The following is a 20,970-nucleotide window of genomic DNA, read 5'->3' as shown; positions in this document are numbered from 1 at the left end:
TTTTTGTTTGGGTGTCGGTTAACCCGGCCTCAACCCGGTTTCAACCAACAGCCCCAGACGTTTGGCTTCGTAATAATACCCGCGCGCGTACCATTTCATCGCCATGTCGATGTTCCCGCCTGCAACGATGTATGCGCCGCGCAGGTATTTGCCCGCATATTTCAGATTTACATCCGGGTTCAAAAGCTCTTTCGCGGGGCCGCGATGTCCCATCGTCCGTGCGGTCTGGGGCAGGATTTGCAGGAGCCCCCAATACGGCCCGTTGCGCGCCCATGGTCGATGGGTGCTTTCACGCACCGCCTGCCGATGGACCAATTCACGCGGGATTTTGTAATGGTCGGCCCATTTGTTGATCAGTGCCCGCAATTCAGGCGTTTCGTTCGGATAGAGCGGTGGCTTGAACGACCCGGCAGATGTGCTGCTTGTCACTGTTTCATCAGGTCGACCGCCAGAACAGGCCGCCACCGTGAAAGAAGAGAGGATCATGAGGGCTGTGCGTCGAGAAAGGTGCTTCATGACATCAAGTATAGATAGGCGCCATCGGGTCGGATAGTGGCATTTGCGGCCGTCGGCGGTGGCGTGCTGACAGATGTCTTCTTTGCGTCCAAAGAGACCAGCGCAGATGCAAGTGCCCTTGGGCGTGCAGCACCACTGATTGTGCAAAGTCGGCCTGAAGTTTCTGCGGGCCGTATATCACCGCAGTTCAGCAGCCGCCTGAGACCAGATAAATGGTCATCACACGGCGTCTTTCCTGCTTGTTCATTTGCGGGTCAGCGGGTTCGCGATCTCGCTGCGCCGCTGTTTATCTTGTCCATAATGGTGGACACATCGCGGGGCGTAAGGGTGGGTCAATCTGAAAGGTCAGGGCTTCGCATTTATTGCTGTCACAGGGCCGTTTCCAGCCATTCACTTGTGATTCTGCCTTTACAGAACCGTTCCCACCGACCCTGCATCAGGTCGCGCCGCTCGATGGGCGAAATATTAACAGTTGAAAAATTACCAATATTTTAGCATCATTTCATCTATTGAAATAAATATTTTTTGGGAGATTTAGGCATGGCCGAAGGCTTCCGGGTCATCTGCGTCATCGTATTGCTTACCGTGTTGTCACTGTCCACGACACCCGCATTCGCTCAACAAGAGACGTCGGTTGAAAGCGAAAGCCAGATGTCAGAGCGCGCTCGCGCATATCGCCGCGTTATTGCCGATCTTGAAGCGAAAGCGGCGGCGGCAGAAGAGCAGTTGAAAAGCGTGACTGCCGTTCTTGAGGAAGCGCAACTCAAGCTGAAAAATGTAAAGGCAGATACCAAGCAGGTCGTCCAGCGGCAGCAAAGCGTGTCTGAAAGTGTCAAGCAGGCTGAAACTGCCATTGAAGATCGCACCAGCCAGCTTGCCGAAATCGAAGCCGCAATATCTGCTGCCAAAGATACTCATACCTCGGTCGAAGAAGAATTGAAATCGTTGACGGCTGAAGCATCTGACCTTGCGGATACGAATGCGCTCGCAGAACAGCAGCTTGCCTATCTGACGCGCCAGAAAAAAGCCGCGAAGTCGGCGCTTGAGCCGGTGACGCAAGAGGTGGAGGCGATGACTGCCAAAAGTCAGGCGCTGAAAGCTCGGATCGAAGAGATGCAAAATGAGCAGAGCGCCCTCTCTGCGGACGTGGACCAACTGCGTGTTGCTAAAGGTGGATTGACTGACGAAGTTGCGGGAATGCAGTCTGAATTGCTTGGCCTCGGCGAGCAGATGCAGATTGCCCGCGACCAACATGATCTGGTGCAGCAGAAATTGGCCCAATCCACTGCCGAGGCAGAGGCCGATGAAGCTGCCCGAAACGCTGCATTGACGGAACTCGAGGTGCTCTTTGCGCTGATCAAAGAAGATCAGGCGACGTTGGCAGACACGCGTGATCAGATAGAGCAGGCTCAAGCGGAATTGTCCGCACTTGTCACAGAACAGCCAACTGCACCAAAGCCGACCGAGACGCTTGAGACACAGCCAGCGCCTGCCGCGTCGAGCGCGGCGGCAAACTTGAACCCGCGCGCACCAGATGCCGTTCGCAACGCGCTTAGGGTTGCTCCGGGGCTGGGGGACGCCACGACGCAACAGCGTGACGAACTGGAGCGTCTGCTGGTCGCAGGGACCTGCACGCATGAAGCACTCGTGTCAGTGTTCGATACCATAAATCGCCAAACGCTCGTATCTCTCTTGCGCAATCTGCGTCGGTGTTGAAACCCATAGTGTAAAGAAGATATAGAGCTGGGCGCATATTGGTGGGTCCAATTGTCGGCCAAATTTCGATCGGGGATGAGAGCGATGGCTCACTGAAAGCTTTCAATGCGTTCGCAAATGACCAGCGACGCAAATCGGCAATTGCGTGATTGCGGGTCCGGCAGAATGCAACCGATCCACCTGCTCCGCACGGCCGACTGCGCCCGAATTCGCCGGGAACGCGGCATACAAGTCCTGAATTTGCGTGACCGTCGGCTGCCGAATTAGTCCGCGCCGCCAGTTTCGATAGGGTGCCAAGCACTGAAGGGGAGGTCGTCTGCACTAACGCGCCAAGCAACCGCCCCGACAGGCCTATCAATCCGTGCGGCCGTCAGGGGCGTTTTATAATGACCGATCGCACCACCATCCGCGTCAGCCAGTTCAACGCGAAAGTTATCCGCCGCTCCGTCCCAAACGAGGTCAAGTTTGTCGCCGGACACCCGCGCGAAGAGCGGTTCACCTGATGGTTTAGTCACTTGGCTATTGTCTGTCGCAGCCAGTTTGCTGACGTCCAACTCGCCGCCCGCCACGGCGGCCCATCGGTCGGCCAGTATAGGCGAAAAAACGACGCCATCACCGGTTGCGTAAAGCTGGCCGAGATACGTGGTCGCAGTCGCATGTCCCTGCAGGGCCGCCAAAGAGAACAGGATCGCGGTCTGTTGCGGGTTATCGGAGTTAATCGCTCGCAAGAAATCAGCATCGCCGCCCTGATCTGTGCCATCGGTGGCGCGCAGGGCATCTGGGACCCGATATACGGCTGTTACGGTCGATACGGGCCCACTGGCAAAATTTTCAGATGTGACATTGGCTATTTGTCCACTTACAGCGACCGCGTCGTCAATTTGCAATGGGGAAACAGACCCATTGAGCGGCATCAACCCATCAGGTGGAAAGGTGGGAATGGAGACAACCAAGACACCGGCTAAGCCTGCGGCAATTGCGACGCCGGAAATCGGCCTGATCCAGTTTCGCGGTGTCTGAGATTCACTCTCAACTGTTGTTTGCGGGGTGACATATGTGTCTTCCCCTTTACGTGTTGGCGCGATGTCAGCGGTTTCATGCGGTGCGTCGATCACGAGTGTGGTGGGCAAATCGACGTCGGCGGATTTTGCTTTGCGAAGGTCTTTTGGAATGTCCCGCGCAAGCTCTGCAGTGTCCAATTCGACAACCGGGCTTGTGAGGCTCATGTTATCTGGCGACACATTGTTGATCAGAACATGTCGGGTAAATTTGTCTCCGATATAGGGAAGGCCTTCCCCCCGTGCGAGGAACAGGAGTATTTCGCAAAGCTTGCTTATGCGGCGCGGGTTTCCGTGGCATGCGTTTTGGATCTGTTGCACGGCATCATCGCTGAATACCGGATCGGTTGCACCAGCAAGACGAAGCCTTTCTGTGACGTAGACCTTGGCTTCGCCGTCAGTGAGTCTGTCAATACGTAGCCTAAGCGTTATGAGTCTGTTTAGCTTTTTGAAGGCGCCAGTTTTCAACGTATTTTCAAATTTGGTCTGACCAAAAAGAAAAAGATGAAGGTCGAGATTGTTTCCGATCGAGTATTGCGCCAAGCGGGCAATATCTTCGGCGACTGACTGCGACAGTGCTTGCGCCTCATCGACAATCAAAAGGATTTTGACATGATCTGATTTCGCTTTTTCAAGCGCGCTCACGACGCTGTCCCATGCTGCTGTGGTCCGAATTTCACGGCCATGCAACCAGCGCGCAAAATCAGCGATGACCTCGCCTTCAGCTCCTGAGCAATTTGCCAGAAAGGCAGTTCGTACATCGTCCTGGTCCGCATAATGATCTAGGATCGACCGAGCAATCAGCGTCTTGCCGCTTCCCCAGTCGCCCGTCACCAAGGCAATCGTCGGCGGCCCGCCGACGGCTTTGGTCAAAGCGTCGCGAACAATTTTATGCGGTCTGACCGGGACCATGAATTTGGTGTTTGGCGCAAATGAAAAAGGTCTGACATCGCTACCAATTACATCGGGCATATTAGTACAGGCCTTCATTTATGAAGAACGGGCCTTAGGTAATTCGAATCTTTATTTTCTATGTTAATCTTCACAGTCTAATCGGTCTTCGCCGTCGATTCTAGTGAATGATCTGAACTTCGGCTCGGACTGGTGTCGCCGCGACCGGGGTTTCAGGTGCTTCTATCGTTCGTTTTTTGAGAGACGAGGCGAACAATGGCAACCGTTCGAATGGCCCTCACTAACCGCAAGTATTCTGCCGGGCTGGTCCGAATCAAACACGCGGTGCGAACGGTAAGCGCGTTTGCACTGCGGGCGTGCCGACAAAAAAAGGCCGCCCCGATCGGAGCGGCCTTTGTCTTTTCGACAGAAGGGAGCTTAGTCCTCTTCCGAAGCCTCGTCAGTTGCGGCTTCTTCTTCAACGGCTTCCGCGAGTTCGTCGTCTTCGGATGCGGCTGCGCCGATGTCATCGAACAGCTCTGCAATCTCGAACTCGGCTTCGGCTTCAGCTTCAGCTGCCAGTTCTTGGATCGACTTGCCCGAAGCCTGCAATTCTGCTTCTTCCGGCGAGCGCGCGACGTTCAGATCAATCTCGACCTCGACCTCGGGGTGCAGGATGACGTGGACGGTGTGCATCCCCAGATATTTGATCGGAGCTTTCAGAGCGACCTGTTTCTTGTCGACGGTGAAACCACCTTCGGTGGCGACGTCTGCGGCGTCACGCGGAGTGACCGAGCCGTAGAGAGCGCCAGCGTCCGATGCCGAACGAATCACGATGAACTGTTGTCCGTTGAGTTTCTCGGCCAGAGCCTCGGCTTCTTTTTTGGTTTCCAGATTGTTCGCTTCAAACTGCGCTTTCTGGGCTTCAAAGGATGCGATGTTGGCTTGCGAAGCGCTGAGCGCCTTGCCTTGGGGTAGAAGGAAGTTGCGGGCAAAGCCCGGCTTGACGTCAACGACGTCGCCCATCTGACCAAGTTTGGCCACACGTTCCAGAAGGATAACTTGCATAATCAGATCTCCTTACTTAACGGCGTAGGGAAGCAGAGCGAGAAAGCGGGCGCGTTTGATGGCGCGCGACAGTTCGCGTTGCTTCTTGGCCGACACAGCGGTGATCCGCGAGGGGACAATCTTGCCACGCTCAGAGATGTAACGCTGCAGAAGGCGTGTGTCTTTGTAGTCGATCTTCGGCGCATTGTCGCCAGAGAACGGGCATACCTTGCGACGGCGAAAAAATGGTTTAGTTGCCATGGTTTAGATCCTTTCGAACTTAGCGGTCACGCGGGCGGCGATCGGCGCGCTCGTCACGTTTTTGCATTTGGATCGACGGGCCTTCGGCGTGATCGTCAACCTTGATCGTCAAAATGCGCATGACGTCGTCATGCAGGCGCATCAATCGCTCCATTTCCTGAACGGCCGTTGCGGGTGCATCGGTTTTGAGGAAGGCATAGTGACCCTTGCGGTTCTTGTTGATCTTGTAGGCCATCGTTTTGACGCCCCAGTACTCGCTGTCAACGACGTTCCCGCCGTTGTCACCCAGCACGGTGCCAAAATGTTCGATGAGGTTCTCAGCTTGCGTATTGGACAAGTCCTGACGCGAGATGAAGACGTGCTCGTAGAGCGGCATGTGAGCTCCAGTTCTTTTCTCTGGCGCGCTTCAAAGGATGGGTATTTGCGCCTTTCCGCCACCCATCCACGAGAGGCCACGCGGTTCATAAACACACGGAAAGGACGGTGCCTTATACACGCTTGGCCCAGTGGTGCAAGGTTGTTTCACCCAGTTCGGCGCGCGCGGTAAGACTTGCGCGGTGGCCTGCTAAGAAGAGTGCTTTTCAGGCGCGATTGCCTGCGAAAGACCAGACGCGTGCCGCAATCCCGTCACAGTTGCATGCGAGCCAAGTAGGTAAGGAAAAAGTAGCGCTGACGGCATCGAAATCCGTCGCATTGGACTGAAAAGGGTAGCTTAACAATGCACAACAACAATCAGCAGGCCAATTCGTCTGATCAAAGCATGCGGGGCGGTGCCGCACCAAAGGTTGTTCAAACACCTTGGGGGTATCGTCTTAGCACGGCCGGTGCGGATGCAGGGATCTTGCGGATCACACATGCGCTTGGCCGGTTCGTAGGTCTGGTGCTGATGCTGGTCATCGCAGGCGTTTGGTCATTTGCAGGAAATGCTTTTGCAGACCCATTGATCATGGCGATGAAACTTGGCCTGACGGGCCTTTTGTTTGTGTTTGGCTGGTTGTTGTTTTGGTACGGCCGCGACGCCCGACAGGTCGAAGCACAGGTTGATCTGGACAAACGAGAGTTGCGGATTGGGCACAAGGACGGTTTGAACCGGTTTCGGCAGGACACGCGTGTTCCATTTAGCGATATTGGATCGTTTCTGATCCTTCGTGCGAATGATGACACATGTGAGGCGGCTCTGTATGCGCGCATTGGCAGCGGCATGGACGCCTACGAGGTTATCGCGGGCGAAGAGGCAGCGCTGGAACCCATTCAGGCGCAGCTTGTGACCGACCTCAGCGGTGCACGCCGCAGGCGCGACCCGGAAAACCGCAGAATCTCGCGGGTCAAGGGCAACGCAATCTCTTTGGCGCGGGTGTCAGCCTCCTGATCTCATAAAGAATTTAGGTTAAAGCCTTGACCGGCGCGCATCTTGAATGATGCGTGCCGGTTTTCATTTCTGGCAAAGCGGATTGCGCCAAACGCGCCTGCGCGCTATGCCCATTGAGAAAGCTTCACAGCAACAGGAGAGCCCATGAGCCGCGCATTTGTATTCCCCGGGCAGGGTGCCCAGAGCATCGGGATGGGCAAGGCCCTTGCTGATGCATACCCATCCGCAAAGGCCGTATTTGACGAAGTGGATGATGCGCTTGGCGAAAATCTATCGGCGCTTATCTGGGAAGGTGAGCAGGACGCATTGACGCTGACCCAAAATGCACAGCCTGCGCTGATGGCAACGTCATTGGCTGCGATGCGGGCGTTGGAGGCCGAAGGCGTTTCGGTTGAGGCAGCATCCTATGTGGCGGGCCATTCGTTGGGCGAATACTCTGCCTTGGCGGCGGCCGGCACCTTTACGATTGCAGACACGGCACGCCTGCTGCGCGCGCGTGGCAAGGCGATGCAAGAGGCCGTTCCGGTCGGTGTTGGCGCCATGGCGGCGCTTCTTGGACTGGACTTTGAGACCGCGCAAGAGGTGGCGCTGGAGGCCGCCCAAGGTCAGGTCTGTCAGGCCGCCAATGACAATGACCCCTCGCAGGTCGTCGTGTCTGGTCACAAAGAAGCTGTGGAGCGCGCGCTTGAGATTGCCAAGGCCAAGGGCGCAAAGCGTGCCATGTTGCTGCCGGTGAGTGCGCCGTTCCATTGCGCTTTGATGCAGCCCGCAGCAGAAGTGATGGCCGAAGCGCTGGCGTTAGTTGATATGAAGACGCCAACGGTACCTTTGGTGGCCAACGTGCGTGCCTCCGCCATTTCCGACCCGAACGAGATCCGGTCGCTGCTGGTTGAGCAGGTGACAGGCTCGGTCCGGTGGCGCGAGAGCGTCGCGTGGATGGCAGACAAGGGCGTGACTGAGATCTGGGAAATCGGTGCTGGGAAGGCGCTGTCCGGGATGGTCCGGCGTATTGCAAAAGATGTTGGGACCCGCGCTGTCGGCACGCCCGAGGATGTTGCTGCTGCTATAGAGGCGTTCAAAGTCGGATAATTGTTTGGTGGCCGCTGAAAAACGTGGTGCATTGTAAACTTGAAGAAGGATGCTCAGATGTTTGATCTGAATGGTAAAAACGCGTTGTTGACGGGCGCATCTGGTGGGATCGGCGGCGAGATTGCACGCGCCCTGCATAAGGCAGGCGCAACTGTTGCCTTGTCCGGCACCCGCGTGGAACCGCTTGAGGCACTGGCTGCTGAACTTGGCGAACGCGCTCATGTGCTGCCCTGCAACTTGTCGGATGGCGAGGCAGTTGATGCGCTGCCCAAGCAAGCCATCGAGGCAATGGGGTCGGTCGATATTCTGGTCAATAACGCGGGGATTACCCGCGACCAGATATTCATGCGTATGTCCGACGATGAATGGGACAGCGTGATCAACGTCAACCTGACCTCGACCATGCGTTTGTGCCGTGGTGTCATGCGTCCGATGATGAAATCGCGATGGGGTCGGATTATCAACATCAGCTCGATTGTGGGCGCAACGGGTAACCCCGGTCAGGTGAACTATGCGGCGTCAAAGGCTGGTATGGTGGGGCTGACCAAGTCAGTCGCGTACGAGGTCGCGAGCCGTGGCATCACCGCCAATTGTGTGGCACCGGGTTTCATCGCAACCGCAATGACCGACAAGCTGACAGACGACCAAAAAGACAAGATCAACGCTCAAATTCCTGCCGCACGCATGGGCACGCCCGAAGAGATTGCCGCCGCCGTCCTTTATCTGGCCTCGCCAGAGGCGGGTTATACCACGGGAGCCACGATTCACGTGAATGGTGGTATGGCAATGTTGTGATAGGCTTGGCGGGCCGGGCGTCGTCCGGCCACCTGACCGATTGAAGGTCTAAAGCGTTTGCCTATCTAATACGATGTGCTATAGGCGGCGCATGTTTTTCCCCAACGTGCCTTTCGGGGTGGGGGATATTGGCGTAACGCGCTGAAAACTAAGTGGCCCATCCCGGGTCTATCGAAAAAGGCCATGTGCCTGAATAAACGTGAGGATTTATCATGAGCGACGTCGCAGATCGCGTGAAAAAAATCGTTGTTGAGCACCTGGGTGTTGAAGAGGACAAGGTTACGGAATCGGCCTCGTTCATCGACGACCTTGGCGCTGACAGCCTGGACACAGTCGAGCTGGTTATGGCTTTTGAAGAAGAGTTCGGTATCGAGATCCCGGACGACGCTGCTGAAACCATTCAGACCTTCGGCGACGCCGTGAAATTCATCACTGAAGCTGTCTAAGCTTTCAGGATTATCTTAATTCTCGAAACGGCCCGCCATTCGGCGGGCCGTTTCTTTTTTTGTGTTGGATTCGGATGCCGCGCCGCTTTCTGATCGCATTAAGCCGAATTTGATCACGCTTCTGACGGTGTGGTACTGTTTGACTAAACCACCGATGGTTTAGCGAAGGAGGCGATCCATGATCATCTATCCGACACTTGAATTGCAGAACGGACGTTGCGTGACGCTGCGCCGGGGGCGTCTCGAAGAGCCCTCGATCTGGCATGTGGACCCGGTGGAAACGGCGCAAAGCTTCGCTGAAGCCGGTGCGGAATGGATACATGTTACCGATTTCGATGCGGTTGACGGCAAAGGTGAGAATGCCGCGCTGATTGCAGACATTATCAAACACACAGGCTGCTCGGTTCAGGTCGCGGGCGGTATTCGCACCCGCGACATGGTTGAAAACTGGATCGAGAAAGGGGTTGGACGCTTGGTGTTGGGAACCATTGCCGCACGCGATCCTGACATGGTGAAAGAACTTGCCAACCGGTATCCTGATCAGATCGTTCTGGCTGCGGATATCTGGCAGGGTAAGTTGATGACCGACGGATGGCGTAACCCCGTGGCAATCACGCCCGAGGACTTTCTGGCATCCTATGCGGATATTCCGCTGGCCAGCGTGTTGATCACCGACATCGATAGTGACATTGATCAGCCGGACGCGCAGCTGGGACTTTTGAGCAAACTGGCCGCAGCAACCCGCCATCAGGTCATTGCAGCCGGCACGGTGCATGATTTGGATGACGTTGCACGACTGAAATACATCCCCAATATCGCGGGCACATTGATCGGACGCGCGCTGTTCTCGAAAAATGTGGATCTGGGCGAGGCACTTGCAGTGGCGCGCCCAGCACCCGAGGCCAAGGCAGAGTTCATCTGACGTGAGTGAAAACAAGAAATTGGCCGGTGACGCGCTGGTTTCGCGCATGTGCCGTCGGCCGGCTTCAAGGTCGGACGGTTGGACGTCAGGTGATCGGCGGCTTTTGCCGGACAAGTGGAATTCGTCTTGCCCCGACCAACCCAGCCGCGCTATCACGCTGTGACATTTGAAAACCTGAGAGGGGTCAGCATAATGCGTCGAGTGGTCGTTACAGGTCTGGGTATGGTTTCCCCTCTTGCGAGTGGGGTCGAGGAAACCTGGAAACGCATTCTCGACGGGCAGTCGGGCGCGGGTCCGATCACCAAGTTTGATGCCTCGCGTGTGACAACAAAATATGCGTGCGAAGTGCCGCTTGGGGATGGAACGGATGGCACATTCAATCCCGATGATTGGATGGAGCCCAAAGAACGCCGTAAGGTAGATGATTTTATCCTTTACGGGCTGGCGGCCTCTGAAATGGCCGTGAAGGATGCGGGCTGGTTGCCGGAAGACGAAGAAAGCCGACAGCGCACGGGTGTGATGATCGGGTCCGGTATTGGCGGTTTGGCGACAATTGCTGAAACCTCGATCACCTTGCATGAACGCGGCCCGCGCCGTGTCTCGCCGTTCTTCATTCCGGGATCGCTGATCAACCTGATTTCGGGTCAGGTTTCGATCAAGTTTGGTTTCAAAGGCCCGAACCATTCGGTTGTTACGGCCTGTTCGACCGGTGCCCATGCCATTGGCGACGCGTCGCGTCTGATCCAGACCGGGGACGCGGATGTAATGATCGCAGGAGGGGCCGAGGCCGCGATTTGCGAGCTTGGCATTGCCGGGTTTAATGCGTGTAAGGCGCTGTCTACAAAGGGTGAAGACGACCCGCAAGCGGCCAGCCGCCCCTATGACGCCGACCGTGATGGGTTCGTCATGGGCGAGGGTGCTGGTATTGTCGTGCTTGAAGAATACGAACATGCCAAGGCGCGCGGCGCCAAGATCTATGCCGAGGTGCTGGGTTATGGCCTGTCAGGCGACGCCTATCACATCACAGCCCCGTCCGAGGACGGTGATGGTGGGTTCCGTGCGATGCAGGCTGCCCTTGCCAAGGCGGGGCTTGAGCCGTCGGCGATTGACTATATCAACGCGCATGGCACCTCGACCATGGCCGACACGATCGAACTGAGCGCCGTCGAACGCCTGTTGGGCGACGCGGCGGACAAGGCCACGATGAGCTCGACCAAAAGCTCAATCGGTCACCTGTTGGGGGCTGCGGGCGCGGTGGAGGCGATTTTCTGCATCCTCGCCCTTCGCGACCAAATCGCACCGCCGACCATCAATCTGGATAACCCCGCTGTTGAGCCGCGCCTGAGTTTGGCCGCCAACAAGGCGGAGAAGCGCGAGATCAACACGGTTCTGTCCAACAGCTTTGGTTTTGGCGGCACCAATGCCAGCCTGATCATGGGCAAGGTCGCTGACTGATGTGGCGTAATATCGCCTCGAACGCGCTAAGTCTGTTCGTTGTCATCATGATCGTTGCGGTCGGGGTGATCGCATGGGGTAAGAAACAGTATACCGGTCCCGGTCCCTTGGCAGAAGCCATTTGCCTGCGCGTCGAGAAGGGCTCTAACTTCTCTCGGGTCGCAGATAAGCTGACGGATCAAGGCGCGATATCCAGCGCCACGATCTTCAGGTTGGGGGTTGAGTATTCCGACAAGACCTCGGCGTTGAAGGCCGGGTCTTTCCTGGTGCCCGAAGCCGCGTCGATGCAGGATATCGTGGATGTTGTGACGCGCGGTGGGGCCTCGACCTGTGGCACTGAAGTGCTGTATCGGATCGGCGTTCTGACGGCGGTCATGCAGGTGCGTGAACTGGATCCGGCAACACAGGAATACGAAATCACAGCTGAGTTTAAGCCGGCTGAACTGGAAGGCGCTGCACCCGAAACCTATACAGAGGTGCGCGGCGAGAGCGACACGCGCTATCGCATCGCGTTGGCGGAAGGTGTGACCAGCTGGCAGATTGTGGACAGCCTGAACAAAGCTGATTTTCTTGCCGGAGATGTCACCGAAATTCCAGCCGAAGGCAGCCTTGCGCCAGACAGCTATGAGGTTAAGCCGGGGGCCGAACGCGCGACGCTACTGGCCAATATGCAGGCGGCCCAGAGCAGCATTCTTGCCGCTGCCTGGGAGGCGCGCGCGCCTGATCTGCCCTATGCCAGCCCGGAAGAAGCGTTGATCATGGCGTCTATCGTCGAAAAGGAAACCGGCGTGGCCGAAGAACGGCGGCAGGTGGCAAGCGTGTTCGTGAACCGTCTGAACCAAGGGATGCGGCTGCAAACCGACCCGACCGTGATCTATGGTGTGACCAATGGTCAAGGGGCGTTGGGGCGAGGGTTGCGCCAAAGCGAGCTTCGTCGCGAGACGCCTTATAATACCTATGTGATTGAGGGCCTGCCGCCGACACCGATTGCCAATCCCGGCAAGGCGGCCATCGAGGCGGCGATGAACCCGGACACGACGGACTACATCTTCTTCGTGGCCGATGGCACGGGCGGTCATGCATTTGCGGAAACGTTGGATGAACACAACCGCAATGTCGCCAAGTGGCGCGAGATCGAAACGGAGCGTGCGAACCAGTGATTTGGTAAATAAAACATGATCTTGCCGCACGCTGTTGCCGCGGGTCAGTTTGACAGAACGCACGGTCGCCCGTAGGTTCTGAGATACGCTAGAAGACGTGAATGTAACGGCCTTGGGCACCCGCCCGGGGCCGTTTTTTCATGTCGCTCGTTCGGAGACGAGCATGAGAGGCAAATAAAAAAATGACAATGATCACGCCCTTGGGGAAGGACGCGGCTTCGGACGAGTATCTGAAGATCGCGGACACGTTTTTTCTGCGTGTTTTGAAAGAGCTGGACCGTCAGTTGAGCGCGGCGGAACTGGCCAATTGTGAAACCACACCGGGTTTGGCGAAAGCCGTGGCCGAGGTGCGCCGTGCCATGCAAACGGTATTCGAGGAAAGGAAACGTCTTGAACAAAGTGGAAGCAACGCCTTTGGCGGGGCCGGAGCGGTCGCACTCGACCTTGCTCAGGCCCGGGATGAAATCTGGCGCCGACTGGCTTGCCTGCGCGACGCAAGAGGAGCGGGCGGCGTTTCTGAACAGCCTGAGTGATGGTGCCTTGGTGGCGTTGCCTTACCTGTTCGAGTTCTGGGCGCTGGATCACCAATTGCCCCTGGAAGGCGACTGGCGCACATGGGTTATCATGGGCGGGCGTGGCGCGGGGAAGACGCGTGCCGGGTCCGAATGGGCGCGCGCCGAGGTTGAGGGGGCAGGCCCCCTTGATCCCGGCCGTTCGCGCCGGGTGGCGCTGGTAGGCGAAACCATTGACCAAGTGCGCGAGGTGATGATTTTCGGCGAAAGCGGCATTCTGGCGTGTTCGCCGCCGGATCGCCGCCCGGAATGGCAGGCAGGGCGACGTCGGCTGGTCTGGCCAAACGGGGCGGTGGCACAGGTGTTTTCAGCCTATGAGCCGGAAAGCCTGCGCGGCCCACAATTTGACGCGGCGTGGGTGGATGAGTTGGCAAAGTGGAAAAAGGCGGAAGAGACGTGGGATATGCTCCAGTTTGGGCTGCGGCTGGGCAGTCACCCGCGCCAATGCGTGACCACGACGCCGCGCAATGTTGGGGTGTTGAAAGCAATCCTCAAGAACCCCTCGACCGTGACAACCCAAGCGCCAACGGAAGCCAACCGGGCCTATCTGGCGAAAAGTTTCCTTGAGGAGGTGCGCAGCCGATATGCGGACACGCGACTGGGCCGGCAAGAGTTGGACGGTGTGCTGCTAGAAGACACCGAGGACGCGCTGTGGACCATGGCCGGGCTGGATAAGGCACGCGTCACGGGTGACCTGCCAGCCTTTGATCGCGTGGTGGTGGCGGTTGACCCGCCGGTCACGGGACACAAGGGTTCGGATGAATGTGGGATCATCGTCGCAGGCGTCGTGGCGCAGGGCGCGCCGGGGGATTGGCGCGCCGTTGTGCTGGATGATGCGAGCGTATCGGCCGCTAGTCCATCTCAGTGGGCGGAGGCAGCACTGGAAGCCATGCGCCGCCACAAGGCGGACCGTTTGGTGGCCGAGGTCAATCAAGGCGGTGATCTGGTGGAATCGGTGATCCGACAGATTGACCCGACCGTTTCGTTTCGCGCCGTGCGCGCCACGCGGGGCAAGTCGGCGCGGGCCGAGCCTGTCGCTGCGCTTTATGAACAGGGACGGGTGGCCCATGTGGGCGGGATGCCTGCGCTGGAAGACCAGATGTGCCGCATGACCATTCAGGGCTTCGAGGGCAAGGGTAGCCCGGACCGCGTTGATGCGTTGGTCTGGGCGCTGCATGAATTGATCATTGAGCCCGTTGCCAAATGGCGCAGGCCGCAGGTGCGCACGCTGGGTTAAAGAGTTTTTTAACCTCGGGTGGCAGAGTGCAAAACATCGAAAGGCGGGGTCCTGAGCCCAACCAGCCCACGGGCCCCGCCTGACATCAAAGAGACAGACTTTTCACCGACCGGTAGCGCGACACGCGTTTCGCCGGGCGGGAGAGGTTTGCCGGGGGTCATCCCCGACTTGGACAGAACGCGAGGAGCACCAGCCGATGGTATTCGACTTTCTCAAGCGTGGCGATGCAGCGCATATGGCCACGCAGCCGACCGAAACCAAAGCGTCCGCGACCGGGCCGGTCATCGCCTATGGCGGTGCGGGGCGTGTGGCCTGGAGCCCGCGCGATGTGGTCAGCCTGACCAAGACTGGCTTTGCAGCCAATCCGGTTGGGTTTCGGTCGGTCAAGCTGATCGCAGAGGCCGCCGCCGCGCTGCCCTTGGTGCTTCAGGACGATGCGCAGCGGTTCGAGGTTCATCCGCTTCTAGACCTGTTGGCCCGCCCGAATGCGGCACAGGGCCGTGCTGAACTGTTTGAAGCCTTCTTCGGGCAGTTGCTGTTGACCGGGAACGGTTATTTCGAAGCGGTGGCCAGCGAAGACGGGTCGGTGTCAGAACTTCATGTGCTGCGTTCGGACCGGATGAACCTGGTGCCGGGGGCGGATGGCTGGCCGGTGGCATATGACTACACGGTTGGTGCGCGCAAACACCGCTTTCATGTGGGCGAGGGGTCATCGCCGATCTGCCACGTCAAAGCCTTCCACCCGCAGGATGATCATTACGGGCTGTCCCCTTTGCAAGCCGCCGCCACGGCGATTGATGTGCACAATGCGGCGAGCCGGTGGTCGAAAGCGCTGCTGGACAACGCCGCAAGGCCGTCGGGCGCCATCGTCTACAAGGGCGCGGACGGGCAGGCGCAACTGAGCGCAGACCAATATGACCGGCTGCTGTCCGAGATGGAAAGCCACCACGTGGGCGCGCGCAATGCCGGACGTCCGATGTTGTTGGAAGGCGGTCTGGATTGGAAGCCCATGGGGTTCAGCCCCTCGGATATGGAATTCCAGAAAACGAAAGAGGCCGCCGCACGCGAAATTGCGCAGGCCTTTGGGGTGCCGCCGATGCTGATCGGCATTCCGGGTGATGCGACTTATGCAAACTATCAGGAAGCCAGCCGGGCGTTTTATCGCCTGACCGTCGTGCCCTTGGTGTCGCGCGTGGCGGCCAGTGTCGGCCATTGGCTGGCGGGGTTCACCGGTGAAAGCGTGGTGCTGAAGCCCGACCTTGACCAAGTACCCGCACTGTCCGCTGAGCGTGACCAGCAATGGCGCCGCGTGGCCGAGGCCAGTTTCCTGTCCGATGCCGAAAAACGCAGCCTTCTGGGTCTGCCGCCTGTCGCCTCTGACGACGTTTAACAATCGAGGAAAAGCCATGAGTGAATTTCAGCCCGATCTGGGGCTTGAGCATAAATTCGTCAAGCTGGGCGACACGTCCGAAGTGGACGAGGGCATTCTGATCGAAGGCTATGCCAGCTTCTTTGACCAATGCGACACGGGAGGCGACATCGTGGCCCCCGGTGCCTACGGCAAATCCCTGCGCGCGCTGAAAGGGGCGGATCGTGGCGTGAAGATGCTGTGGCAACACGACCCGGCACAGCCGATTGGCGTGTGGGACGAAGTGCGCGAGGACGCGCGCGGGCTTTACGTCAAAGGGCGCATTCTGACGGATGTCGCCAAGGGGCGCGAAGCCGCCGCACTGATTGAAGCCGGCGCGATTGACGGTCTGTCGATCGGTTATCGCACCAAGCGGGCAACCAAGAACGACAAGGGCCAACGGCTTTTGACCGAGTTGGAGCTTTGGGAGGTGTCGCTTGTCACCTTCCCGATGCTTCCGACGGCGCGAGTGGGGGCAAAGGGCGATACGCCTGCTGCTGATGCCACTTTGCGTGAACTGGCGGCTTCGATCACCGAAGCCCGCCACATGCTGGCCCGAAAATCCTGAGCCAGCGATCTGACCCCCTGAGAAGGACCCATAGATGAGCAAGAACGAGACGAAAGCTCAGGGCCAGTCGGCCGCGCCCGCAGGCCCGGATTCTGGCCCGGTTGCGGGCTTGACCCCGGCTGCCGAGGTTAAGACCGCGCTGGCTGGTTTCATGAGTGATATCAACACGTTTCACGACGATATTTCAACCAAACTTCAACAACAGGAAGAGCGACTGACCATGCTGGATCGCAAATCTCAAATCACCGCGGCTCGTCCGCATCTTGCCGCTGCTGCCGATCTGGAAGCACCGCATCAAAAAGCGTTCGAGGCCTATCTGCGCTCTGGCGATGATGACGCGTTGCGTGGTCTGGAACTGGAAGGCAAAGCCATGTCGACCGCCGTTGCTGGCGATGGGGGCTACCTGGTCGACCCGCAGACGGCTGCGACCATCCAAAGCGTGCTGAAATCGACCGCATCGCTGCGCGCTGTCTCCAACGTGGTCAACGTCGAAGCCACATCATATGACGTGCTGGTTGATCATTCGGATGTGGGCTCGGGCTGGGCCACGGAAACCGGATCGACCGTCGAGACCGGCACCCCGTCGATTGAGCGCATCACCATTCCCCTGCACGAGCTGTCGGCGCTTCCCAAAGCATCGCAGCGCCTGCTGGACGACAGCGCGTTCGAAATCGAGACCTGGTTGGCAGCGCGGATTGCGGACAAGTTTGCCCGTGCAGAAGCTGCGTCGTTCATCTCGGGCGACGGTATCGACAAACCGACCGGTATCCTGACCCACACCACGGTGGACAACGACAGCTGGACCTGGGGCAATCTGGGTTACATCGCGACCGGAACCTCGGGCGACTTCGACGCCTCGAACCCGGCTGATGCGATCATTGATCTGGTCTATGCGCTGGATGCTGAATACCGCGCGGGCGCGAGCTTCGTGATGAACTCGAAAACCGCGGGTTCGGTGCGCAAGATGAAGGACATGGATGGCCGCTTCCTGTGGTCGGACGGTCTGGCTGCCGGTGAACCGGCGCGTCTGTTGGGTTATCCGGTGCTGATCGCCGAGGATATGCCGGATATTGGCACCGACGCCACGCCAATCGCCTTTGGCGACTTCGGCTCGGGTTACACCATCGCGGAACGTCCTGACACGCGTATTCTGCGTGACCCGTTCTCGGCCAAGCCGCATGTGCTGTTCTATGCGACCAAGCGCGTTGGCGGTGATATCAGCGATTTTGCTGCGATCAAGCTTCTGAAGTTCTCGGTCTCGTAAGAGCCTGAACCCGAGACCCGCACTGCGCCTTTTTGGCGGGTGCGGGACCGGGCGCGCGCCGACCTCACCCCGTGTTGTCTAGCTGCTCCCCCTCCGTCCGAGCAATGCGGAAGGTGCGCGCCCACCCCATCCCCCATGACGTGAGGGGCCCGAATTTCGGAGATGATCCATGATGTTAGTCGAGCAGACCACAGTGCCGGGCACGGCCCTTCCGGTCGCCCAATTCAAGGACCACTTGCGGCTTGGCACCGGGTTTGCCGATGACGGGGTGCAGGATACGGTGCTGAAGGCCTATCTAAGGGCCGCCATGGCCGCCATCGAGGCGCGTACTGGCAAGATCCTTCTGTCCCGCAGCTTTACCTGGACGCTTACCGCTTGGCGCGATCTTGCCACGCAAGCCTTGCCGGTGGCCCCGGTCAGCCAAATCAGCAGCCTGTCGATTACCGATCGTTTGGGAGGGTCAGAACTGATCGCCACTAGCCGCTATGTGCTGGAAGCTGACATGCACCGTCCGCGATTGGTGTCGACGGGGATCTGCCTGCCGGCAATCCCGGTGGGCGGGCAAGTGATCATCGGTTTTGAGGCCGGATTTGGTCCGACTTGGTCTGACATGCCCGCCGACCTTGCCCAAGCGGTGCTGATGCTGGCCGCGAGCTTTTACGAAAACCGGTCGGATAGTGGCACAGGCACGATGGGTCAGAGCCAATTGCCTTCTGCGGTCGCGGCGCTGATCCAACGCTATCGGACGGTGCGTCTGTTCGGCGGCGGAGGTGCACGATGAAGCCGCCCATCCTAAACCGCAAGCTGACCCTTGAAGCGCCTGTCCGCACGCCCGATGGCGCCGGTGGCTTCACCCAGAGCTGGCAAACATTGGGAGAGCTATGGGCCGAGATCAAACCGCGTACAGGACGCGAACGTGCGGCAGGATTTGCAACAGTGTCAACCATCGCGTTTCGCATCACGGTGCGCGCTGCGCCCGTTGGTGCCCCATCGCGGCCCCAGCCCGATCAACGGTTCCGCGCAGGCGGGCGTGTTTTTCGCATCCTTGCGGTCACGGAAGCCGATGCGGGCGCACAGTTCCTGACCTGTTTCGCACAAGAGGAGGTGTCGGCATGAGTTATGGCGTTTCAGCGGCCTTGCAACAGGCGGTCTACCAATGCCTCGTTGCGGACGCGACGTTGTCCACGTTGGTTTCCGGCGCGATCTATGACGCGGTGCCAGCGGGCATCATCACCGGCACGTATGTAAGCCTTGGGCCAGAGGATGTGCGCGAGCGGTCTGACATGACCGGCCACGGCGCTGTGCATGAAATCACAATCAGCGTGGTCACGGATGCCGCTGGTTTCCAAGGGGCCAAGGACGTGGCCGCTGCGGTAAGTGACGCGCTGGTGGATGCCACTCTGACGCTGACACGTGGCAGCCTTGTTTACCTGAATTTTCATCGTGCGCGGGCGCGTCGGGTCGAGGACGCCGATGTGCGCCGGATCGACCTGAAGTTCCGCGCGCGCGTTCAAGACGACTAACCCTTAACAACGGAGTGATCCCATGGCTGCGCAAAACGGCAAGGACCTTTTGATCAAGCTCGACATGACCAACACCGGCGTGTTCGAGACCATTGCGGGCCTTCGGGCAACGCGCCTAAGCTTCAACGCGGAAAGCGTCGATGTCACCAGTCTGGAAAGCACGGGTGGCTGGCGCGAGCTTTTGGGCGGGGCGGGTGTGAAATCGGCCTCGATCTCGGGCTCGGGGGTGTTCAAGGACGCCACCACCGACGAACGGTCCCGGCAGATATTTTTCGACAATGAAGTGCCGAACTTTCAGGTGATCGTGCCCGAGTTTGGTGTGGTCGAAGGCCCGTTCATGATCACTTCGATCGAATATGCGGGATCGCATAACGGCGAGGCGACATATGAGCTGTCGATGGCGTCGGCTGGCGAACTCAGCTTCACGGCGCTCTGATCATGGCAAATCCGTGGACGGGCGAGGTTACCCTGGTGATCGACGCGAAACCGCGCGTCATGAAGCTGACGCTGGGCGCCTTGGCTGAGTTAGAGGCGCAACTGGGCGAAGACACAATCATCGGGCTGGTCGAACGGTTCGAGAGCGGTGCTTTTTCAAGCCGGGATGTGTTGGCCCTGATCGTGGCGGGACTTCGTGGTGGCGGCTGGCGGGGCGGTGCGCAGGATCTGCTGGCCGCCGAGATCGAAGGCGGTCCAGTCAGGGCAGCACAAGCGGCGGGGCAGCTTCTAAGTCGCGCCTTTGCCCAGCCTGACGCTCGCGAGCCGACCGCGTGAGCGACATACCTGCATTCGACTGGCCCGGCCTCATGCGTCTTGGCCTGGGTCGGCTGGGGTTGCGCCCAGAGCAATTCTGGGCGCTGACACCGATCGAGCTGATCGTGCTTGCGGGTCTTGATGACCAACCCGCGCCTTGCCTCAGATCGCGGCTGGAAGAATTGGCCTTGGCGTTCCCCGACGCGACCTCGGCCCCCTTGGAAGGAGAAAAGTGATGGCTGGATTGGACAGTATTGACAGCTTTGACGAACAGATCGACGCGCTTGAAACGGCCCTTGGTGGCGCGCAAGCGATGACCGCCGGGTTTGTCTTCGAACTCAAAGGTATGCATTCGACGGTTTCGGACCTGAGTGCTGATGTGAACACCTTGTCGTCGGGGATTTCGTCAGGATTGCGCAAAGCGTTTGACGTGCTGGTGTTTGATGGCATGAAGCTGTCCGACGCGCTGAAGGACGTAGCAAAGTCGATGACTGATGCCGCGTATAACGCAGCTATGAAGCCCGTTACCGGTCACTTTGGTGACATTCTGGGGCAGGGGATTGGTGCTTTGACCAATGCGTTCCTGCCATTTGAAAATGGCGGTGCGTTTGCGCAAGGTCGCGTGTTGCCTTTTGCCAAGGGCGGCGTGGTGTCCAGCCCGACGACCTTCCCGATGCGCGGTGCAACCGGGCTGATGGGCGAAGCAGGGCCGGAAGCCATCATGCCACTTGCGCGAGGCGCAGATGGTCGCTTGGGCGTGCAGGCGGGCGGGGGTGGTCGACCCGTCAACATCACCATGAATGTTTCGACGCCTGACGTTGAGGGGTTCAAGCGGTCGCAAAGCCAGATCGCGGCCCAGATGTCGCGCGCGCTGTCGCGCGGTCAGCGCCACCGCTAGATCACGATTTTCACGAGCCTAGGAG

At 58.7% G+C, this 20,970-nt stretch carries 25 protein-coding genes; 20 read left to right on the top strand and 5 right to left on the bottom strand.

Going from position 1 to position 20,970, the window contains the following annotated elements; all coding sequences use genetic code 11:
- Positions 1–18: 18 nt before the first annotated feature.
- Entirely contained in the window at positions 19–516 is a 498-nt protein-coding gene (locus tag MUY35_RS01860; RefSeq protein ID WP_248363459.1) for a lytic transglycosylase domain-containing protein, read from the bottom strand.
- 540 nt (positions 517–1,056) lie between these two features.
- Between MUY35_RS01860 and MUY35_RS01855 the strand changes: the two genes are divergently transcribed.
- Positions 1,057–2,232 (top strand): hypothetical protein, encoded by a 1,176-nt coding sequence (locus MUY35_RS01855; RefSeq protein ID WP_248363457.1) that lies wholly within the window; start codon positions 1,057–1,059, stop codon positions 2,230–2,232.
- A gap of 263 nt (positions 2,233–2,495) precedes the next feature.
- Here MUY35_RS01855 and MUY35_RS01850 read toward each other — a convergent pair whose 3' ends face one another.
- The 4 genes from MUY35_RS01850 to rpsF all read right to left on the bottom strand — a co-directional run bounded on the left by MUY35_RS01850 (position 2,496) and on the right by rpsF (position 5,865).
- On the bottom strand, positions 2,496–4,262 hold the full coding sequence (locus tag MUY35_RS01850) for an AAA family ATPase (RefSeq protein WP_248363455.1): 1,767 nt from the start codon (positions 4,260–4,262) through the stop codon (positions 2,496–2,498).
- A gap of 357 nt (positions 4,263–4,619) precedes the next feature.
- Complete coding sequence (gene rplI / locus MUY35_RS01845) at positions 4,620–5,249, bottom strand: 50S ribosomal protein L9 (RefSeq protein WP_248363453.1); 630 nt, start codon at positions 5,247–5,249, stop codon at positions 4,620–4,622.
- 12 nt (positions 5,250–5,261) lie between these two features.
- Positions 5,262–5,489, bottom strand: a complete 228-nt coding sequence (gene rpsR / locus MUY35_RS01840; RefSeq protein WP_085525039.1) for a 30S ribosomal protein S18 — start codon at positions 5,487–5,489, stop codon at positions 5,262–5,264.
- A 19-nt stretch (positions 5,490–5,508) separates the two neighbouring features.
- Positions 5,509–5,865, bottom strand: coding sequence for a 30S ribosomal protein S6 (gene rpsF, locus MUY35_RS01835; protein WP_248363451.1), 357 nt, complete (start codon positions 5,863–5,865; stop codon positions 5,509–5,511).
- Between the two features lie 342 nt (positions 5,866–6,207).
- On the opposite strand from rpsF, the gene MUY35_RS01830 reads away from it, so the two are divergent.
- From MUY35_RS01830 to MUY35_RS01740, 19 genes are all read left to right on the top strand, one after another.
- Positions 6,208–6,858, top strand: a complete 651-nt coding sequence (locus MUY35_RS01830; protein WP_248363450.1) for a hypothetical protein — start codon at positions 6,208–6,210, stop codon at positions 6,856–6,858.
- A 144-nt stretch (positions 6,859–7,002) separates the two neighbouring features.
- The gene (gene fabD / locus MUY35_RS01825; RefSeq protein WP_248363448.1) at positions 7,003–7,947 is read left to right on the top strand and encodes an ACP S-malonyltransferase; all 945 of its coding nucleotides are present in this window, start codon (positions 7,003–7,005) and stop codon (positions 7,945–7,947) included.
- 57 nt (positions 7,948–8,004) lie between these two features.
- Positions 8,005–8,742, top strand: a complete 738-nt coding sequence (gene fabG / locus MUY35_RS01820; RefSeq protein WP_248363446.1) for a 3-oxoacyl-[acyl-carrier-protein] reductase — start codon at positions 8,005–8,007, stop codon at positions 8,740–8,742.
- A gap of 212 nt (positions 8,743–8,954) precedes the next feature.
- A complete protein-coding gene (locus MUY35_RS01815) occupies positions 8,955–9,188 on the top strand; it encodes an acyl carrier protein (RefSeq protein WP_248363444.1) in 234 nt (77 codons plus the stop codon).
- A gap of 178 nt (positions 9,189–9,366) precedes the next feature.
- Positions 9,367–10,110 carry a 1-(5-phosphoribosyl)-5-[(5-phosphoribosylamino)methylideneamino] imidazole-4-carboxamide isomerase gene (locus tag MUY35_RS01810; RefSeq protein WP_248363442.1) on the top strand — a complete coding sequence of 248 codons (744 nt, stop codon included), beginning with the start codon at positions 9,367–9,369 and terminating at the stop codon, positions 10,108–10,110.
- A gap of 192 nt (positions 10,111–10,302) precedes the next feature.
- Complete coding sequence (gene fabF, locus MUY35_RS01805; RefSeq protein ID WP_248363440.1) at positions 10,303–11,565, top strand: beta-ketoacyl-ACP synthase II; 1,263 nt, start codon at positions 10,303–10,305, stop codon at positions 11,563–11,565.
- The gene (gene mltG, locus MUY35_RS01800) at positions 11,565–12,725 is read left to right on the top strand and encodes an endolytic transglycosylase MltG (protein ID WP_248363438.1); all 1,161 of its coding nucleotides are present in this window, start codon (positions 11,565–11,567) and stop codon (positions 12,723–12,725) included. Before fabF ends, mltG begins: the two co-directional genes overlap by 1 nt.
- 182 nt (positions 12,726–12,907) lie before the next feature.
- Positions 12,908–13,258 (top strand): hypothetical protein, encoded by a 351-nt coding sequence (locus tag MUY35_RS01795; protein ID WP_248363436.1) that lies wholly within the window; start codon positions 12,908–12,910, stop codon positions 13,256–13,258.
- A complete protein-coding gene (locus tag MUY35_RS01790; RefSeq protein WP_248363434.1) occupies positions 13,185–14,534 on the top strand; it encodes a terminase family protein in 1,350 nt (449 codons plus the stop codon). The genes MUY35_RS01795 and MUY35_RS01790 overlap by 74 nt, the downstream gene beginning before the upstream one ends.
- Before the next feature lie 196 nt (positions 14,535–14,730).
- On the top strand, positions 14,731–15,924 hold the full coding sequence (locus tag MUY35_RS01785) for a phage portal protein (protein WP_248363432.1): 1,194 nt from the start codon (positions 14,731–14,733) through the stop codon (positions 15,922–15,924).
- A 16-nt stretch (positions 15,925–15,940) separates the two neighbouring features.
- Positions 15,941–16,510, top strand: coding sequence for an HK97 family phage prohead protease (locus MUY35_RS01780; protein WP_248363430.1), 570 nt, complete (start codon positions 15,941–15,943; stop codon positions 16,508–16,510).
- A gap of 151 nt (positions 16,511–16,661) precedes the next feature.
- Positions 16,662–17,774, top strand: a complete 1,113-nt coding sequence (locus MUY35_RS01775; RefSeq protein WP_248363833.1) for a phage major capsid protein — start codon at positions 16,662–16,664, stop codon at positions 17,772–17,774.
- A gap of 169 nt (positions 17,775–17,943) precedes the next feature.
- Positions 17,944–18,555 carry a head-tail connector protein gene (locus MUY35_RS01770; protein ID WP_248363427.1) on the top strand — a complete coding sequence of 204 codons (612 nt, stop codon included), beginning with the start codon at positions 17,944–17,946 and terminating at the stop codon, positions 18,553–18,555.
- Positions 18,552–18,890, top strand: coding sequence for a phage head closure protein (locus MUY35_RS01765; protein ID WP_248363425.1), 339 nt, complete (start codon positions 18,552–18,554; stop codon positions 18,888–18,890). Before MUY35_RS01770 ends, MUY35_RS01765 begins: the two co-directional genes overlap by 4 nt.
- The gene (locus MUY35_RS01760; RefSeq protein WP_248363423.1) at positions 18,887–19,297 is read left to right on the top strand and encodes a DUF3168 domain-containing protein; all 411 of its coding nucleotides are present in this window, start codon (positions 18,887–18,889) and stop codon (positions 19,295–19,297) included. The genes MUY35_RS01765 and MUY35_RS01760 overlap by 4 nt, the downstream gene beginning before the upstream one ends.
- A gap of 22 nt (positions 19,298–19,319) precedes the next feature.
- A complete protein-coding gene (locus MUY35_RS01755) occupies positions 19,320–19,733 on the top strand; it encodes a phage major tail protein, TP901-1 family (protein ID WP_248363421.1) in 414 nt (137 codons plus the stop codon).
- Between the two features lie 2 nt (positions 19,734–19,735).
- A complete protein-coding gene (locus tag MUY35_RS01750; RefSeq protein WP_248363419.1) occupies positions 19,736–20,068 on the top strand; it encodes a gene transfer agent family protein in 333 nt (110 codons plus the stop codon).
- A gap of 5 nt (positions 20,069–20,073) precedes the next feature.
- On the top strand, positions 20,074–20,283 hold the full coding sequence (locus MUY35_RS01745) for a phage tail assembly chaperone (protein ID WP_248363832.1): 210 nt from the start codon (positions 20,074–20,076) through the stop codon (positions 20,281–20,283).
- Positions 20,283–20,945 (top strand): phage tail tape measure protein, encoded by a 663-nt coding sequence (locus MUY35_RS01740; protein WP_248363417.1) that lies wholly within the window; start codon positions 20,283–20,285, stop codon positions 20,943–20,945. The genes MUY35_RS01745 and MUY35_RS01740 overlap by 1 nt, the downstream gene beginning before the upstream one ends.
- Positions 20,946–20,970: the final 25 nt, after the last annotated feature.

Origin of the sequence: Aliiroseovarius sp. S1339, from assembly GCF_023195695.1 — a bacterium.
Lineage (GTDB): Bacteria > Pseudomonadota > Alphaproteobacteria > Rhodobacterales > Rhodobacteraceae > Aliiroseovarius.
This window is presented reverse-complemented; position numbering and strand designations above follow the sequence as displayed.